The sequence below is a fragment of the Citrobacter sp. MGH106 genome, from assembly GCF_001037495.1.
Taxonomy (GTDB): domain Bacteria; phylum Pseudomonadota; class Gammaproteobacteria; order Enterobacterales; family Enterobacteriaceae; genus Citrobacter; species Citrobacter murliniae.
This window is the reverse complement of sequence record NZ_KQ089822.1, coordinates 2,520,786-2,536,239: the sequence shown is the minus strand read 5'-3', so window position 1 is coordinate 2,536,239 and position 15,454 is coordinate 2,520,786. Positions and strand designations below refer to the sequence as shown.

The 15,454-nt window shown below is 48.9% G+C and carries 20 protein-coding genes; 14 read left to right on the top strand and 6 right to left on the bottom strand.

The features are described from left to right. Positions 1-413 precede the first annotated feature (413 nt). The 7 genes from SK36_RS11975 (at position 414) to zinT (ending at position 6,450) form a co-directional block, all read left to right on the top strand. Positions 414-2,000, top strand: coding sequence for an ABC transporter substrate-binding protein (locus tag SK36_RS11975; protein ID WP_048222718.1), 1,587 nt, complete (start codon positions 414-416; stop codon positions 1,998-2,000). Then, positions 2,000-2,974, top strand: coding sequence for an ABC transporter permease (locus tag SK36_RS11970; RefSeq protein WP_045441907.1), 975 nt, complete (start codon positions 2,000-2,002; stop codon positions 2,972-2,974). Before SK36_RS11975 ends, SK36_RS11970 begins: the two co-directional genes overlap by 1 nt. Further along, positions 2,964-3,776, top strand: a complete 813-nt coding sequence (locus SK36_RS11965; protein ID WP_045441909.1) for an ABC transporter permease — start codon at positions 2,964-2,966, stop codon at positions 3,774-3,776. The genes SK36_RS11970 and SK36_RS11965 overlap by 11 nt, the downstream gene beginning before the upstream one ends. Then, positions 3,770-4,564 carry an ATP-binding cassette domain-containing protein gene (locus SK36_RS11960; protein WP_048221625.1) on the top strand — a complete coding sequence of 265 codons (795 nt, stop codon included), beginning with the start codon at positions 3,770-3,772 and terminating at the stop codon, positions 4,562-4,564. Before SK36_RS11965 ends, SK36_RS11960 begins: the two co-directional genes overlap by 7 nt. Continuing rightward, entirely contained in the window at positions 4,548-5,153 is a 606-nt protein-coding gene (locus SK36_RS11955; RefSeq protein ID WP_045441915.1) for an ATP-binding cassette domain-containing protein, read from the top strand. Before SK36_RS11960 ends, SK36_RS11955 begins: the two co-directional genes overlap by 17 nt. Before the next feature lie 59 nt (positions 5,154-5,212). Continuing rightward, entirely contained in the window at positions 5,213-5,722 is a 510-nt protein-coding gene (locus SK36_RS11950) for a phospholipase D family nuclease (RefSeq protein ID WP_417643287.1), read from the top strand. A gap of 83 nt (positions 5,723-5,805) precedes the next feature. Next, on the top strand, positions 5,806-6,450 hold the full coding sequence (gene zinT, locus SK36_RS11945; RefSeq protein ID WP_417643302.1) for a metal-binding protein ZinT: 645 nt from the start codon (positions 5,806-5,808) through the stop codon (positions 6,448-6,450). Between the two features lie 70 nt (positions 6,451-6,520). On the opposite strand, the gene ycaC is transcribed toward zinT, so the two are convergent. After that, positions 6,521-7,147, bottom strand: a complete 627-nt coding sequence (gene ycaC, locus SK36_RS11940) for an isochorismate family cysteine hydrolase YcaC (protein ID WP_045441920.1) — start codon at positions 7,145-7,147, stop codon at positions 6,521-6,523. Between the two features lie 250 nt (positions 7,148-7,397). On the opposite strand from ycaC, the gene leuE reads away from it, so the two are divergent. The 4 genes from leuE (at position 7,398) to SK36_RS11920 (ending at position 9,631) form a co-directional block, all read left to right on the top strand. After that, a complete protein-coding gene (leuE, locus tag SK36_RS11935) occupies positions 7,398-8,036 on the top strand; it encodes a leucine efflux protein LeuE (protein ID WP_045441923.1) in 639 nt (212 codons plus the stop codon). A gap of 175 nt (positions 8,037-8,211) precedes the next feature. Next, positions 8,212-8,574 (top strand): DUF1971 domain-containing protein YeaR, encoded by a 363-nt coding sequence (gene yeaR, locus SK36_RS11930; protein WP_045441926.1) that lies wholly within the window; start codon positions 8,212-8,214, stop codon positions 8,572-8,574. Between the two features lie 3 nt (positions 8,575-8,577). Continuing rightward, a complete protein-coding gene (locus SK36_RS11925) occupies positions 8,578-8,760 on the top strand; it encodes a DUF1869 domain-containing protein (protein ID WP_045441929.1) in 183 nt (60 codons plus the stop codon). A gap of 226 nt (positions 8,761-8,986) precedes the next feature. Beyond that, positions 8,987-9,631 (top strand): hypothetical protein, encoded by a 645-nt coding sequence (locus SK36_RS11920; RefSeq protein ID WP_045441932.1) that lies wholly within the window; start codon positions 8,987-8,989, stop codon positions 9,629-9,631. A gap of 54 nt (positions 9,632-9,685) precedes the next feature. Here SK36_RS11920 and fdhF read toward each other — a convergent pair whose 3' ends face one another. After that, on the bottom strand, positions 9,686-11,833 hold the full coding sequence (fdhF, locus tag SK36_RS11915) for a formate dehydrogenase subunit alpha (protein WP_045441935.1): 2,148 nt from the start codon (positions 11,831-11,833) through the stop codon (positions 9,686-9,688). A 360-nt stretch (positions 11,834-12,193) separates the two neighbouring features. On the opposite strand from fdhF, the gene SK36_RS11910 reads away from it, so the two are divergent. Continuing rightward, on the top strand, positions 12,194-12,442 hold the full coding sequence (locus SK36_RS11910; protein ID WP_045441938.1) for a GlsB/YeaQ/YmgE family stress response membrane protein: 249 nt from the start codon (positions 12,194-12,196) through the stop codon (positions 12,440-12,442). 49 nt (positions 12,443-12,491) lie between these two features. On the opposite strand, the gene yoaJ is transcribed toward SK36_RS11910, so the two are convergent. From yoaJ to SK36_RS11905, 3 genes are read right to left on the bottom strand one after another with little or no spacing between them, the layout of a single operon-like run. Next, positions 12,492-12,566 carry a protein YoaJ gene (yoaJ, locus tag SK36_RS24715; protein WP_099530266.1) on the bottom strand — a complete coding sequence of 25 codons (75 nt, stop codon included), beginning with the start codon at positions 12,564-12,566 and terminating at the stop codon, positions 12,492-12,494. Further along, entirely contained in the window at positions 12,566-12,667 is a 102-nt protein-coding gene (locus SK36_RS24710; RefSeq protein WP_136345524.1) for a YoaK family small membrane protein, read from the bottom strand. Before SK36_RS24710 ends, yoaJ begins: the two co-directional genes overlap by 1 nt. A 47-nt stretch (positions 12,668-12,714) precedes the next feature. Then, positions 12,715-13,740 (bottom strand): sensor domain-containing diguanylate cyclase, encoded by a 1,026-nt coding sequence (locus SK36_RS11905; RefSeq protein ID WP_048221623.1) that lies wholly within the window; start codon positions 13,738-13,740, stop codon positions 12,715-12,717. Between the two features lie 187 nt (positions 13,741-13,927). Here SK36_RS11905 and SK36_RS11900 point away from each other — a divergent pair, with 187 nt between their 5' ends. Continuing rightward, positions 13,928-14,176, top strand: a complete 249-nt coding sequence (locus SK36_RS11900) for a putative hemolysin (RefSeq protein ID WP_048221622.1) — start codon at positions 13,928-13,930, stop codon at positions 14,174-14,176. 7 nt (positions 14,177-14,183) lie between these two features. Here the strand turns inward: SK36_RS11900 and SK36_RS11895 are convergent, their stop codons facing one another. Next, entirely contained in the window at positions 14,184-14,531 is a 348-nt protein-coding gene (locus tag SK36_RS11895; protein WP_045441950.1) for a DUF488 domain-containing protein, read from the bottom strand. Positions 14,532-14,741: 210 nt separating this feature from the next. Here SK36_RS11895 and SK36_RS11890 point away from each other — a divergent pair, with 210 nt between their 5' ends. Next, complete coding sequence (locus SK36_RS11890; protein WP_045441952.1) at positions 14,742-15,449, top strand: CTP synthase C-terminal region-related (seleno)protein; 708 nt, start codon at positions 14,742-14,744, stop codon at positions 15,447-15,449. Positions 15,450-15,454 lie beyond the last annotated feature (5 nt).

Genomic DNA, 15,454 nt, shown 5'->3' with positions numbered 1-15,454 from the left:
AATTAGAAGGAAGTAAGATAAATGATGGTAATGATAATACAAATAATTATCATTATTAATTTACATAAATTGTCACTTCTGGTGTCTTTCTTGAATAAATATACATAAATTGTCATAAATTCGAGTCAGAAAGGACGACAAAATCAGCCAGTAGTTATCTTTGTAATTATTGACATTCATTTAATATCGAATTGAATAAATTAGATGTTGTTAAAACATGCTTTCAGCAAAGAATGTCATGTCGCTTGCTGAATATTAGAAAGTCGTATGATGTTTTTTTAAAATCGTCATACTTTTCTGCGCTGTATCATTTTTTTCGTCGATACTGTCCGCCATAATCCTTTCCCCAGGAAGTCGCCCAACGACAGCGGGTTGTTGTGTGGCATAAAAAAACACAAAATCTGGATAAGATAATGATTAAAGGCAAGCTGGCGCTGCTTACGTGCGCATTGACTCTCGCATTTACCTCACCACTTATCGCTGCGCAAAAGGCGGTCGACGGTCAGACATTAAAGCTGGCTATTGGATCCGAACCAACGGAAGGATTTGACCCGATGCTGGGCTGGAGCCACGGCAGTTATCTTCTTCTGCATGCACCACTATTAAAACAAAATGCAGATATGAGCTGGGGCAACCTGCTGGCAGAGAAAGTGGTGACCAGTGCCGATGGTAAAACCTGGACGTTAACGCTAAAACCTGATCTTAAATTCTCCGATGGTTCAGCGCTAACGGCTGAAGATGTGGTGTTTACCTATAACAAAGCAGCTCAAAGCGGTGGGAAAATTGACATGGGTAATTTCACCCATGCCCGGCTTCTCGACAGCCGCACGGTGGAAATTACGCTTCGTAGCCCGCAGAGTACCTTTGTCAACGTACTCGGTTCTTTAGGTATTGTGCCGGCAAAACTGTATGACGAAAAAACATTCGCCAAAAATCCGATTGGTGCAGGCCCGTATCGGCTGGTGAGTTTTCAACCGGGGCAGCAACTGATCGTGGAGGCTAACCCCTGGTATGTTGGCAAGAAAAATGATTTTAATCGGCTGGTATTTGTTTTCCTGGATGAAGACAACGCTTACGCAGCCGCGCGTAGTGGTCAACTGGGCCTGGTACGTATAGCGCCATCGATGGCCGTAGCACCACAGCAGAAGGATCTCAAACTCTGGGTTCGCAACAGTGTAGAAAACCGGGGAATTGTGTTCCCAATGGTTCCGGCAGGTAAAAAAGATGCCAATGGCTATCCTGTCGGTAACGATATCACGGCCGATGTTGCTATCAGACGGGCCATTAACTACGCCATCAATCGGCAGCAATTAGCTGAACAGGTTATGGAAGGGCACGCTATCCCTGCTTTTAGCGCGGTTCAGGGGCTTCCATGGCAGAGCAAATCCGTCACTTTCAAAGATGGCGACAGTGAAAAAGCACGGACTATCCTGGAAGAGTCCGGCTGGAAAGTGGGTAAAGATGGTGTACGCGTGAAAGACGGCAAAGAAGCCCGTCTGACCTTATGGTATACGAGTGGCGACAGTACTCGTCGGGATCTCGCTGAAGCCGTTCGTTCAATGCTGGAACCTGTCGGTATTGCAGTATCCCTGCAATCAGGAAGTTGGGAAACCGTTGAGCGCAATATGCATGCTAACCCGACGCTATTTGGATGGGGGAGCCTGGATCCGATGGAGCTTTTCCATCATTACAGCGGGCAGGCTGCGGGTGTGGAGTATTACAATCCCGGTTACTACAGTAACCCTGTGGTGGAGCAACATCTCAAACAGGCCATTGATGCCCCGGACTGGCAGCATGCGTTACCTTTCTGGCAACAGGTGGAGTGGGATGGGAAACACGGCGCTGGCGTACAGGGCGATGCTGCATGGGCATGGTTGCTAAATATTCAGCACACCTATCTGGCAAATCCGTGCATTGACTTAGGCTCTGGTGCTCCGGAAATTCACGGTAGCTGGTCACTACTCAATAATCTTGATGAATGGACCTGGACCTGCCGTTAATGAAGTTTGCTTTGGCGTATGTTCTTCGGTTGGCCGTTTTGTTGGTGCTGGTAGCTGCTGGCACCTTCATCTTACTCAGTTTTTCACCGGTCGATCCCATTCGTGCCTACATTGGCAACGATCTCCTGCACGTTCCACCCGAGCAATATGGGCGAATTGCCGCTCGCTGGGGGCTGGATCAGCCGCTGTGGGAGCGCTTTGGACACTGGTTTTTGCGCGTGCTACAGGGCGATCTCGGCTATTCCATGTTGTTTAATGCGCCGGTAGCCAGCGTGATCAAAGAGCGTTTTACGACGTCCTTTGCACTGCTTGGCGGGGCATGGTTGATGTCAGGTTTGCTGGGAACAGCAATGGGATTTGTCGCCGGACGTTTCCTGAACCGCTGGCCAGACCGAGCTATTTGCCGACTCAGTTATCTGCTTTCTTCCTTACCGACCTTTTGGATCGGCATGCTATTGCTGGCAGTATTCGCGGTGCACTGGCCTGTGTTGCCCGTCTGCTGCGCATGGGAGCCGGGCAATAATGGTGAAATGGCGACGTTTGCTGAACGTCTTCGTCATCTGGTGCTTCCCGTATGTGCCCTCAGCTTGCTGGGACTGGGGCAGATTACGCTCCACACGCGAGAAAGTATCGCCAGCGTGATGAAAAGTGAATTTGTCCGTTTTGCCCGTTCTCAGGGGGACAGGGGATGGTCGCTTTTACGCCACCAGGTACTGCGTCATGCCATTACGCCTGCGCTGTGCCTGCAATTTGCTTCGCTCGGCGAACTGTTTGGCGGCGCATTACTGGCTGAAAAAGTCTTTGCTTATCCCGGACTGGGTCAGGCTACGATTGATGCCGGATTACGTGGTGATGTGCCGTTGCTAATGGGGATCGTCTTGTTTAGTACCGTGCTGGTGTTCATCGGCAACTCCGTTTCAACCTGGCTTGTCCATTTTCTGAATCGTGCACTGGAGCGTCCTGATGCTCTATAACCCGACACCAACGTTAATTCGTCTTTTGCTGTCCGTAGGCTGTTTATTATTTATTGCCGTGTATGGCTCAGTTTCGCTGGATAATCCAGTAAACGTCAATCTTCTTGCCCGGCACTTGCCTCCGGATGCGCTGCACTGGTTTGGTACGGATAATCTTGGACGTGATTTATGGCTTCGATGTTTTCAGGGGGCGTTAACCAGCCTGCAAATTGGGATTGGTGCAGCGTTGTGCAGCGGTTTGATTGCCTTGTTGATGGCTGCCGTTTCGCGTTTGCATCCGCGTTTGGATGTTCTTATGCGGTTAATAACCGATGCTATGTTGTCGATGCCGCATCTGCTGTTGCTGATCCTGATTTGTTTTACGCTGGGCGGTGGAAAAAGCGGGGTGATTATGGCGGTTGCGCTAACCCACTGGCCGCGTCTGGCATTGATCCTGCGTGCTGAAGCGGAACGCGTTGCACACAGTGACTACCTGACACTGACCTGGCGGTTGGGACACGGTCATTTTTACTGTTGGCGCCATCACTATTTCCCGGCGTTATTGCCTCAATGGTTGACAGGCACGCTGCTGATGTTCCCTCATGCGGTGTTACATAGCGCGGCGCTGAGCTTCCTTGGGTTTGGGCTGGCACCGCATGAACCTTCACTGGGTTTGTTGCTGGCGGACGCCCTGCGGTTTATCAGTCATGGTAACTGGTGGTTGGTGTTGTTTCCGGGGCTCATGTTGTTCAGCCTGGTGATGTTATTTGACCAGTTCGCCAGGGCAGTGCATCGTTTGTGGCTAAGGGGTAATGCATGTTGAGTTTGAAGCAGGCCTCGCTGGAGGTGGCTCGTTATCGCTGGTACGGCGCGAGAAATTGGTCATCGCTGCTGCAAGATATCTCTTTTGATGTTGCCCCTGGTCAGATGGTGGCGTTAGTCGGAGGAAGCGGAGAAGGTAAGAGCCTGCTGTTACAATGCCTGCTTGATCTTTTGCCGGAAAACTTGCGCTTTCAGGGGACCATTACTCTGGATGGTAAGAAGCTGGAGCGCAATGACATCCGGGCGCTTCGCGGTAATACCTTCAGCTATGTGCCACAAGGTGTGCAGGCGCTTAATCCGCTGCTGACTGTTAAAAAACATCTGAAAAGGGTAAGTCAGCTCTCCGGTCAGGCATGGAAAACGGAGGAAATAGAGCATTTGCTCCAGCGTAGCGAACTTGAGTCAAGCGTGCTGGAAGCGTTTCCGCGCCAGCTTTCCGGCGGGATGGCGAAACGTGTCCTGGCGTGTCACGCGTCGCTCAGTCAGGCTCGTTATATCCTTGCTGACGAAATTACCGCCTGGCTTGATGCCCCGTTGGCGAATCAGTTGCTTGAGCAGTTGCGTGATCTTTGCGAGCAAGGACGTGGCGTTTTATGGGTGACACACGATCTTACGCTGGCAGCGCGACATGCCGATCGGATTGTCGCGCTGCATCAGGGGCGGGTATCGGATAACGTGAGCCGGGAACAGCTTCTGCGAGGTGATATTAGTGAACATTTGCAGCGACAATGGCAAGCATTACCTGAACAAAATCAACTTTTTGGAGAGCTGAATGCTGTGCTGTCGTGATGTTGTGATTCGCCAGGGAGGGAAAGTGCTGTGGCAAAACCTGAACTTCTCGCTTGTTGCCGGGGAACGCATGGGAATTTGCGCGCCCAGCGGGACTGGGAAAACAACGCTGGGACGCGTTCTCGCTGGCTGGCAAAAACCGACATCAGGCGAAGTACTGGTGGATGATTCACCGTTGCCAACTCATCAATATTGCCCGGTGCAACTTGTCCCACAACACCCTGAGCTAACTTTTAACCCCTGGCGAAGCACCGGTGATGCGGTACGAGATGCGTGGCAGCCAGATGCTGACATGCTTGCCCGTCTGCATATCAACCCTGAATGGCTAACCCGCCGGCCCGGGCAGCTTTCAGGCGGTGAACTGGCCCGTATTGCAATACTCCGTGCGCTCGATCCGCGTACGCGTTTTCTGATCGCAGATGAAATCACTGCCCAGCTCGATCCTTCCATTCAAAGAGATATATGGATGTTGCTCCTTGAGGAATGCCAGCGCCGCCCATTAGGTATGCTCGTGATCAGCCATCAGCAGGCATTGCTTGCTCAGATTTGCCCCCAGGCGTTACTCTGTCCGACATCCACCTTAATCTGAATTTGCCGTCGGGTTTGCTTCGGCGTTTCTTCTTCTCCCGGTAATACATGAAAGTGAGTATGAAACATATTGTTGCTGCTGCCATTTTATTTGGGTCAGTGATCCCGCTGGCTAATGCCTCGATACAGGTGGGTTTTTCTCCGGAAGGCTCTGCTCGGGCATTAGTACTGGATTCAATTAACCATGCAGAACACACCATCGATATGATGGCTTATTCCTTCCAGTCAGCAGACATTGTAAAGGCGCTGGTGAATGCGGAAAAACGAGGCGTAGTGGTGCGGGCCGTGGTTGATAAAAAACGCAACCAGGGCAAGGTCAGTCAGAAAGCTATCGCCTTTGCCACTGCCAATGGGATTGATGTTCAACTGGACGGTCATTACCACATACAGCACGACAAAGTGATGATTATTGATGGCGATACGCTGGAGACCGGATCTTTCAATTTTGCCAAATCTGCAGAGTTTGAGAATTCTGAGAATGTTCTGGTTATCAGGGGAGAGCCTGCCGTTGTGGCACAGTATCAGGCCCATTTTGACAGCCGCTGGAAAATCGCCCACCAGCAAGGTTGAATTTATAACATCAGTGTTGATTATGTTGTGATGTTATATTATAACAATTCACTCACAAACATTTTGAGGGTGAAATTTTGGCTATTCGTTTTGAAAAACTGGCAGTCGTTCTGGGGATGCTTTTAGCCAGTGGTCAGGTTCTAGCTCATGGTCACCATTCCCACGGTGCACCGATGACAGAAATAGAGCAAAAAGCGTCAGAAGGTGTTTTCGATGATAAAAATGTCAAAGACAGGTCGCTGAGCGACTGGGATGGCATGTGGCAGTCTGTATACCCATATCTGGTTAGCGGTGAACTTGATCCGGTATTCAAAAAGAAAGCGGAGAAGGACAAAAGCAAAACGGCGGATGAGATTAAAGCCTATTACCGTAAAGGTTATGTAACCAATATGGACACCATCGGCATTGAGGATGGGGTGATGGAATTTCATACCGGTAATCAGGTTGAATCGTGCAAGTATGATTATGCCGGATATAAAATATTGACTTATCAGTCAGGTAAGAAAGGCGTTCGCTACCTGTTTGAATGCAAAGATGCTGGCAGTAAAGCACCAAAGTATGTTCAGTTCAGCGATCATATTATCGCACCGCGCAAGTCGAGCCATTTCCACATATTTACCGGTAATACCTCACAGGCGGCTTTGCTTGAAGAGATGGACAACTGGCCGACGTATTATCCGTATCAGCTAAAAGCGGCAGAGGTCGTTGACGAGATGCTGCATCATTAATTTGCGCGACGACCATTTATTTAAACCCGCCGACAATGGCGGGTTTTGTATAAAAAGTGTCACTTGCGAATTATTTTTCGGATGTCAGCGTGGTATAGCTGGTCATGAGGTTGCGGTAGTCAGGAATATGGTTGGAGAACAGTGTTCCCAACCCTTCAATATCATTACGCCAGTCGCGGTGTAGTTCACAGGCCAGACCGAACCAGGTCATCAGCTGGACGCCCGCGGAAGACATACGATTCCATGCGGAGTCACGGGTCAAAGGATTAAACGTGCCAGACGCGTCAGTGACCACAAATACATCAAATCCCGCTTCAATTGCGGACAGCGCAGGAAACGCAACGCACACTTCCGTTACAACCCCGGCAATGATCAACTGCTTTTTGCCCGTCGCTTTAATCGCTTTGACAAAATCTTCATTATCCCAGGCGTTAATCTGCCCTGGACGAGCGATGTAAGGGGCTTCAGGGAACAGCGCCTTCAGCTCGGGTACCAGTGGCCCGTTAGGGCCTGTTTCAAAGCTGGTGGTCAGAATGGTGGGTAGCTTGAAGTATTTCGCCAGATCGGCCAAAGCCAGTACGTTGTTTTTGAATTTGTCTGGATCTATGTCACGAACCAGAGACAGCAAACCCGTTTGGTGATCAACCAGCAGTACGGCAGCCTGATCTTTATCAAGACGTTTATAAGCAATAGTCATTTTTCTTTCTCCAGGTGATGAAAGGGCGCCTCGGAAGGCTTGAGTTATGGATAAACATTAGTGGCTGAGCTGGGTATTGGGTAGGCGCAAAAATGAGTTTCATCGTTGCAAATCTGGAACGAGAAAAATAATGCTGCAATATAGCTGCAACAGAGAGCATTATTCTCAACCATTCCTTTCCATCGCACGGCGCATTCGTTAGCATATTGTCTCGCAGTAAGTGCATGTGTTTTTTCAGGAAGAGGTTAACGTGTTCGCAGAGTATGGAGTTCTGAATTACTGGACGTATCTGGTCGGTGCTATTTTTATCGTGCTGGTGCCGGGACCCAATACGATATTTGTGCTGAAGAACAGCGTCGGACGAGGAGTAAAGGGGGGATATCTTGCAGCAAGCGGTGTGTTTATCGGCGATGCTGTGTTGATGTTTTTGGCTTATGCAGGTGTCGCTGCACTGATCAAAACAACGCCTGTTTTGTTTAATATCGTCCGTTATCTCGGCGCTTTTTATCTGCTGTATCTCGGCGCGAAGATCCTCTATGCAACATTGAAATCGAAAAATGGTAATGCGGCGGCGGAAGAAGTTCCGTTTGGCGCGATTTTCAAGCGTGCATTAATTCTGAGCCTGACAAACCCTAAAGCGATATTGTTTTATGTTTCGTTTTTCGTGCAGTTTATTGATGTCAATGCGCCGCACTCAGGGCTGTCATTTTTTATTTTGGCCATCACGCTTGAGATAGTGAGCTTTTTCTATCTGAGCTTCCTTATTTTCTCTGGCGCGTTTGTGACGCAATATATTCGCACGAAGAAAAAACTGGCTAAGATTGGCAACTCTCTTATCGGTTTGATTTTTGTCGGTTTTGCTGCGCGTCTGGCTACGCTTCAGTCATAATGCCACTGGCCCGCTGTTGGCGGCGGGCTTTCAAAATTCCCCGCTCCTGCTTATTAATTGTGAAAACCCGCAGTAACCAATAAATGGTATTTTAAATATATATTTTGAGGCGTACCCTGTTCACAGCAGCGATTCAATAAAGGTCGCTGGTTGTCGACTGGAAAAGGGAAGAAAAATGCTTCAAATTCCACAGAATCATATCCATACACGTTCAACTCCGTTCTGGAACAAAGAGACCGCGCCTGCCGGAATTTTCGAACGCCACCTTGATAAGGGAACCCGTGCCGGGGTATATCCTCGACTTTCGGTTATGCAGGGGGCGGTCAAATATCTCGGATTCGCGGATGAGCACAGCCCGGAGCCAGAAGAAGTGATGATTATTGAAGCCGGTCAGTTTGGCGTTTTTCCGCCGGAAAAATGGCACAACATCGAAGTAATGACCGACGACACCTATTTTAATATCGATTTTTTTGTTGCGCCTGAAGTCCTGATGGAGAGTGCTAATCAACGAAAAGTCGTGCGTACCGGTAAGGAGTAAATCATGGGTAAAGCAACCTATACCGTCACCGTCACTAACAACAGCAATGGCGTTTCTGTTGATTATGAAACTGAGACACCGATGACGTTGCTGATCCCAGATGTGGCAGCTGAAGTCGTCAAAGACCTGGTGAATACCGTACGTTCATACGATACCGAAAATGAGCATGAAGTCTGTGGCTGGTAACATTACACATACTGTTACTGGTTAATTTTGTGGTCCTTTCTGTAAAGCCGCAACGCGTTATGAGAGCGTGCTGCGGCTTTTTGTCTTTATAAATTAACCAGTTCCATCATTGGTTATTTATGAAACAACATTAAGAAAACCTTAAGAAATACGCATTCATTGCTAATAGCCAACTATTCACAAGGGTTATGATCGTAAGCCAGACACTGAAAAGAACACTGCGCTTATGAAATTTGATACCCGACTTACATTACCTTCAATCATTCTTGGACTGATTGTCGTGGCGATCCCGTTCACCGCAAACTGGAATCTGCCTCTGCTTAACGGCCTTGTTGTCCGAAGCATTGAGAACGGGCAAGCGTTATGGTTGCTGTTTGGTGCTGTATTTACCGCACTGTACATTCGGCCCTTATCCCGTCCTGAAGGTGGGAAGCAATTTTGGTTATGGGCGACGGTGTGGTGGTTAGTATTGCTGGGAAGAAGTACCAGCTGGGGACGTGATTACTTTCCTGAATATCCAAAGCTTGTATTCCGCGCCATCTCTGTGGTTCTAATCGCCATGATTATACTACCCGTACTGATCTCGAAACGCTTACGTCAGGAAATCGCGCGACGCTTTCGTGAGGAACCGCTGCCGATCTGGTTGCTGGTGATTACGGTATGTGCGTTTTTGATTTCCGACACCGTGGAGCACCATCGTCTGCTGGCACCGCTATTCCTGCACAATGCGCATTATGGCGATCTTATTGAAGAACTGTATGAAATGCCGTTTATGGTGGGGTTATTTTTTATTAACTTCGGCTTTATGCACCGTGATAAGCAGGAAGAGTATGCGTCTGTTCACGTAGGCAAAGCGCAACTGGCCGAGTGACAGGACATGCAGCCTGAGTCCGGAAAGTAAGACTCAGGCTGGTTTTACTACCGCTTACTCAATGGCTTCGCACAGACGTGACTTCATTTCGCTGTACGATTGCGCTGCGTAGTTCTCCGCCCAACTTTGATCGGCAATGTGTTCAATATTCACCGCACAATATTTGGTTTCCGGCGTTTTAGAGATAGGATCCAGGTTATCCTGCGTCAGCTCGTTACATGCGCCAATCCACCATTGATAGGTCATATAAACCGTTCCGCGATTGATGCGCTCTGAGACATCCGCCCGGCTGATCACTTTCCCGCGACGAGAACTGACCCATACCAGATCGCGATGACGGATCCCGTGTTTTTCTGCGTCACTGGCATTGATCTGTACATAGCCAGGCTCATCTGCCAGCGCTTGAAGTGCCGCGCAGTTACCTGTCATAGAACGACAGGAATAATGCCCGACTTCTCGCACGGTACATAACACCATCGGATATTTTTCATCAGGGACTTCTGCCGGCGCCCGCCAATGTGCGGCAAACAGTTTGCCTTTGCCGTTGGCGGTATCAAACTGGCTGTTTTCGTACAGATAGGGGGTACCTGGATGATCGAGATCCGGGCAAGGCCACTGGACGTGTCCCATATCGCCCATTTTTTCGTAGGTAACACCGTAGAACAATGGGCACAGTTCGCGCATCTCATCCCAGATTTGCTGGTTATTTTGATAGTGCATTGGATAGCCCATTTCGCTAGCCAGCAGACTGATAATTTCCCAGTCGCGTTTCACATCTCCGCCTGGTTCTATGGCTTTTTCAAAACGCTGGAAGCCACGGTCGGCACAAGTGAAAACACCACCATGTTCACCCCATGAGGTAGCAGGCAAAATAACGTCAGCCATTTCCGCCGTCTTGGTCATAAAGATATCCTGCACAACGACAAAATCGAGTGCGTTGAACCCTTCGCGAACCAGACCCAAATCGGCTTCGGTCTGCAGCGGATCTTCCCCCATGATGTAGTAGGCTTTGACTTTGCCTTCTATTGCCAGGTGTGGGACTTCAGTTATTCGTGTACCGACCTTGTCATCCATCAGATTGACGTCAATACCCCATGCTTTGGCAAATTTCTCCCTTACTGCAAAATCGGTCACGTCCTGGTAACCCGGGAACTGGTTAGGCAGAACCCCCATGTCACACGCGCCCTGGACGTTATTTTGTCCACGTACCGGACCGACGCCAACATTAGGGCGTCCCAGGTTCCCGGTCAGTAGCGCCAGGGATGATAGTCCACGTACAACGTCAACGGCCTGCCCAAATTGCGTCACTCCCATCCCCCACATGACGGTGGCAGAAGGGGCTGATGCAAATGTGCGCATCGCCTGACGCACCTGTTGTGCAGGAACGCCAGTTAAGTGCTCAACGGATTCCGGAGCATAATCCTTAACGGTTTCCCAGTAGGTTTCCAGACCCTCAGCATGTTTTTGCACATACTCACGATCGTAGAGTTGCTCTTCAATGAGAACATGGCCGAAGGCATTTACCAGCGCCATATTACAGCCGTTTTTCAATTGAAGATGCTGGTCTGCAATACGTGCTGTTTCAATACGGCGAGGGTCGCACACAATAATTTTAGCGCCATTCTGACGCGCTTTGATAACCCTGCGGGCCACAATCGGGTGAGAATCTGCGCAGTTATAACCAAAGATGAGCAGGCATTTGGAGTTTTCAATGTCGCTGATGGAGTTACTCATTGCACCATTGCCTAACGTTTCTTGCAGGCCGGCGACGGAAGGGCCGTGGCAGACGCGGGCACAGCAATCGACATTGTTGGTATGGAGCACGCCGCGGGCGAATTTTTGCATCACATAATTGGTTTCATTCCCGGTACCACGGGAAGAGCCCGTTGTCATAATGGCGCGGGGACCATAGGCGTTTTTGATTTCGGATAAGCGTTTGGCGGTGTAACGAATGGCTTCATCCCAACTAACGGGCGTGAATTTTCCACCTTTTTCATAGCGGATCATCGGGCGAGTCAGACGGGGGGTCAGAAGGCGAGTGTCGTTAAGGAAATCCCAACCATAGTAGCCTTTCAGGCATAACTGATTTTGATTTGTTACACCCTCTGCGGCTTCGGCGCGGATGATTTTGTTATTTTCAACAACAAGCTTGAGCTTGCACCCGGCCCCACAGTATGGGCAAACACTGGTGATTTTTTTCATCAATAACAGACCTGTTAAAAGCTGAAATAGCGCGAATTGTAGACGAAGCCACGCGATTGCATCGCGGACTACGATTTGTCGTAGCGACGGGCTGTATAAGCATAAAGTGTGCCATAAGTGAAAACGCAGTTACGGCAAGGGCTGGCTTCGAAAACTGGATGAAAATGACAGTCGATTCGACATTAATGACGATAAACGTCAGATAAAAAACAGTGGATCTGACTGTTTAAACCGGTGAAACATAAGAAAAAGATGAAAATCAAAAGTGATTAAGATCACAAATTTTAATTTTTCAGGTCTATGCTATGCTTTTATACGGCGAGTAAATCGTTCACGTAAAAACATAAGTGAGGAAAACAAATGGGTATTATTTCATGGATTATTTTCGGTCTTATCGCTGGGATTTTGGCAAAATGGATTATGCCGGGTAAAGATGGCGGCGGGTTCTTTATGACCATTATCTTAGGGATTATCGGTGCTGTTGTTGGTGGGTGGATCAGTACACTCTTCGGTTTTGGTAAAGTTGATGGCTTCAACTTTGGTAGTTTTGTCGTTGCGGTTATCGGTGCGATCGTTGTTTTGTTTATCTACAGAAAAATCAAAAGCTAGGTTAAGAAACAGACAACAAAGGCCACATATCGGTGGCCTTTGTTCTGTGTTACCACCAGCCCAGTTCCGTCCCCAGCACCACAATAATGGCTACCCCAATCATAATGAGCGTTGTTTTTTTCATCAATATGCTCCCGGTGCAGCATAGCCGCCAATAAAAAACCAGGATAAGAAAACGACCGCGGAAATGAAAATGATAATGGGGAATATAATACCGAGTCGCATGCTCTTATCTGCCAGAGTTATTTAAAGATGAGCCAGAATAGCAGGGCTTAATGCGTGACAAAAGTGGTTTTATCCTGACGCTTTTTATCCTGGTACATTGCGCCGTCTGCAACGTGCAGCGCGCAGTTCACGTCGGTCTCCTGTGGGTCTATTTCCACAACGCCCAGGCTGGCACCAGGATAGAACAGCTGGATATTCCCCAAATGGTAGTCGCCGCAAATTTGCTGTCGTAAATGATCCTTCACTTTCTGCAGACGGTCACGTTGTTCTATTTCATCTTCTTGTGACATCCCGGCAACCAAAAACTCGTCACCGCCAAGCCGACCGAGAATATCATTCTCACAACATCCAAGACGCAAGCGTCGACCGATCTGGATCAGAAACTGATCGCCAACTTCATGTCCAAACCGGTCATTGATGAGTTTGAAATCATCTAAATCGATATAGGCAACGACAACCTTGTGTTTCAGATGACGGGCAAGTGAAAAGAGGGTTTCCATATTTTCAAAAATAGCCCGACGATTAGGTAACCCGGTTAATGCGTCAGTATAGGAGTGCGCAATCAGCGCGGCGTTTGCTTCACGCAGCTGAGCAACCAGTGATTCTTTTTGAATAGACTGGGCGATAAGACCGGCAAACAGATGCAGCACTTGTTCACCACGTTGGCTTAGCGTCTGCTGTTGTCGGCTGGTGGCGCAAAGCGTACCGTAGAACGTGCCATCCGGCAGATGAACCGGGGTGCTCAAAAAAGTGGTGATCTCCAGAGCCCGAGCTGCGCTACAGTCAGGCCAGCGCGCTGGCACGTTATCGCTGTACAGGCAGTTTTCTTCTATAGCACGTTTGCACAATGTTTCATCCCACGGCACGGATAGCCCTTCGGGGATCTGCATCTGCTTGCTGTTACGCGCATACAGAATATACTGCAGGCGTGCATCTAAATCGACTTTAGTTAAATAGGTCGATTCCATGTCAGTCACCACTTCCAGCATTTCCAGAAGTTGCCGAACCAGACTCTCAACAGACTGCTCAGTGGCTAAAGATTGTGAGACTCGGGCGAGGATCATGTCCGACATGAGATCTAAGTACTCCTGGGTACTGATAAGGGCGATATTGGTCTGCATGATAAAACATCACTGTGAAAGATGAAACATGCCACACTGGTCATAATGTAAACATCAGATTGAAACAGTTCAGTAAAACATGGAGATGGACTGGAAGTAGGGGTAATCTGCCGGGATAACATTCTGAACAGGAGTTAACATGAAATCCGGGTTTATCGTATTGGCAGGTATTCTGGTGCTGGCTGGATGTAAAACGCAGCCTGAAGCGCCAACCCCACCGAAAATTGGCATGGCAAATCCTGCTTCTGTGTACTGCGAACAAAAAGGCGGCTCGCTGATTGCAATTCAGACTCCGCAAGGAGTACGGTCTGACTGTAAATTACCCGGCGGGGAAGTCATTGATGAATGGGCGCTCTGGCGCAGGGATCATCCGACTGCCGGGCAGTGATGGCCAGTCACCATTGACGTAGCCACTCAGCAAGGACGAGCGCGTGGTTTTGCTGCGTGTTTTTTGCTGCATACAGCAGGGTTAAGGTTTGCTGACGCGCAATCGCAGCGAGTCGCTGGCCTTCCTGCTGTTGCCGGGCGAGTTCTGCGCGGTATTGCTCGGAAAAGTGTTCAAAATCAATCAACTCTGCGTGGAACGCTTTACGTAAGTCTGATGATGGAGTGAGAAGTTTATTCCACTCGTTGAAGGCCAGATCGGTTTTTTTTATCCCGCGCGGCCACAATTTATCCACCAGAACTCGATAGCCATCACTCTTTTCTGCCGGATCATAGACGCGTTTACACTGAATATTCATCTGTTTCCCTCTACGCAATACAGTCTGTTAAGAAACCGCGCTAGTCATTTTCTGGCTGTTTGTTACGGTCAGATAAGATCACTAAAACGTGAGCATTATAGCATTTTGAATATGCACACTCCCAATTTAAGGGATTGTGATAACAACAAAAAATCAGTAGGCTGAGGCTCCTTATGTTGTCCCTTATTGCTCTGACATAAGGAATTTCTTATGGAAATGTCTCCTGTGAAAGATACGCTTCGTATTGCGCTGGTGGGCGATTACAGTCCTGAAATTGTGGCGCATCAGGCTATTCCCCTTGCAATCGATGATGCTGCCGCTGTTCTCGAATTGATGGCTGATTATGACTGGTTAACTACCGCTGATATCAGTAGTAGCGAAGATCTGGTCGGCTATGATGCTATCTGGGTCGTACCCGGTAGCCCGTACAAACACCCTGAAGGCGCGTTGATTGCGATTCGCTACGCTCGTGAAAACAGCATCCCTTTTCTTGGAACCTGCGGCGGTTTTCAGCATGCTATTATCGAGTATGCCCGTAACGTTTTGGGCTGGAGCGATGCCGCCCATGCAGAAACCGATACTGAAGGTCGCATGGTGATCGCACCGTTAGCTTGCTCACTGGTTGAAAAGACCGACGATATTGAACTGCGGGCAAATACGCTGATCGCAAAAGCCTACGGACAGGATATTATCTCTGAGGGATATCACTGCAATTATGGCGTATCTCAGGCATTTGCCGTCGAGCTTGAACGTGGTGATTTGCGTGTGACGGGCTGGGATGAAGCCGGTGATATTCGTGCTATTGAGTTAGTGACGCATCCTTTTTATGTTGGCACGCTTTTTCAGCATGAACGCGGAGCGCTGGTGGGAAAACCGGTTCCACTTGTCCAGGCGATGCTGCGCGCGGCTCGCGAGTAAAAGGA

Bases quoted from the DNA above. Each gene is read 5' to 3' on its own strand.
- SK36_RS11900 (WP_048221622.1), top strand. From the start codon at position 13,928: ATGAAATCCGGGTTTATCGTATTGGCAGGTATTCTGGTGCTGGCTGGA.
- SK36_RS11970 (WP_045441907.1), top strand. From the start codon at position 2,000: ATGAAGTTTGCTTTGGCGTATGTTCTTCGGTTGGCCGTTTTGTTGGTG.
- fdhF (WP_045441935.1), bottom strand. From the start codon at position 11,833: ATGAAAAAAATCACCAGTGTTTGCCCATACTGTGGGGCCGGGTGCAAG.
- SK36_RS11895 (WP_045441950.1), bottom strand. From the start codon at position 14,531: ATGAATATTCAGTGTAAACGCGTCTATGATCCGGCAGAAAAGAGTGAT.
- SK36_RS11960 (WP_048221625.1), top strand. From the start codon at position 3,770: ATGTTGAGTTTGAAGCAGGCCTCGCTGGAGGTGGCTCGTTATCGCTGG.
- SK36_RS11965 (WP_045441909.1), top strand. From the start codon at position 2,964: ATGCTCTATAACCCGACACCAACGTTAATTCGTCTTTTGCTGTCCGTA.
- SK36_RS11955 (WP_045441915.1), top strand. From the start codon at position 4,548: ATGCTGTGCTGTCGTGATGTTGTGATTCGCCAGGGAGGGAAAGTGCTG.
- yeaR (WP_045441926.1), top strand. From the start codon at position 8,212: ATGCTTCAAATTCCACAGAATCATATCCATACACGTTCAACTCCGTTC.
- ycaC (WP_045441920.1), bottom strand. From the start codon at position 7,147: ATGACTATTGCTTATAAACGTCTTGATAAAGATCAGGCTGCCGTACTG.
- SK36_RS11910 (WP_045441938.1), top strand. From the start codon at position 12,194: ATGGGTATTATTTCATGGATTATTTTCGGTCTTATCGCTGGGATTTTG.
- SK36_RS11950 (WP_417643287.1), top strand. From the start codon at position 5,213: ATGAAACATATTGTTGCTGCTGCCATTTTATTTGGGTCAGTGATCCCG.
- SK36_RS11905 (WP_048221623.1), bottom strand. From the start codon at position 13,740: ATGTCGGACATGATCCTCGCCCGAGTCTCACAATCTTTAGCCACTGAG.
- SK36_RS11920 (WP_045441932.1), top strand. From the start codon at position 8,987: ATGAAATTTGATACCCGACTTACATTACCTTCAATCATTCTTGGACTG.
- SK36_RS11975 (WP_048222718.1), top strand. From the start codon at position 414: ATGATTAAAGGCAAGCTGGCGCTGCTTACGTGCGCATTGACTCTCGCA.
- SK36_RS11890 (WP_045441952.1), top strand. From the start codon at position 14,742: ATGGAAATGTCTCCTGTGAAAGATACGCTTCGTATTGCGCTGGTGGGC.
- SK36_RS11925 (WP_045441929.1), top strand. From the start codon at position 8,578: ATGGGTAAAGCAACCTATACCGTCACCGTCACTAACAACAGCAATGGC.
- SK36_RS24710 (WP_136345524.1), bottom strand. From the start codon at position 12,667: ATGCGACTCGGTATTATATTCCCCATTATCATTTTCATTTCCGCGGTC.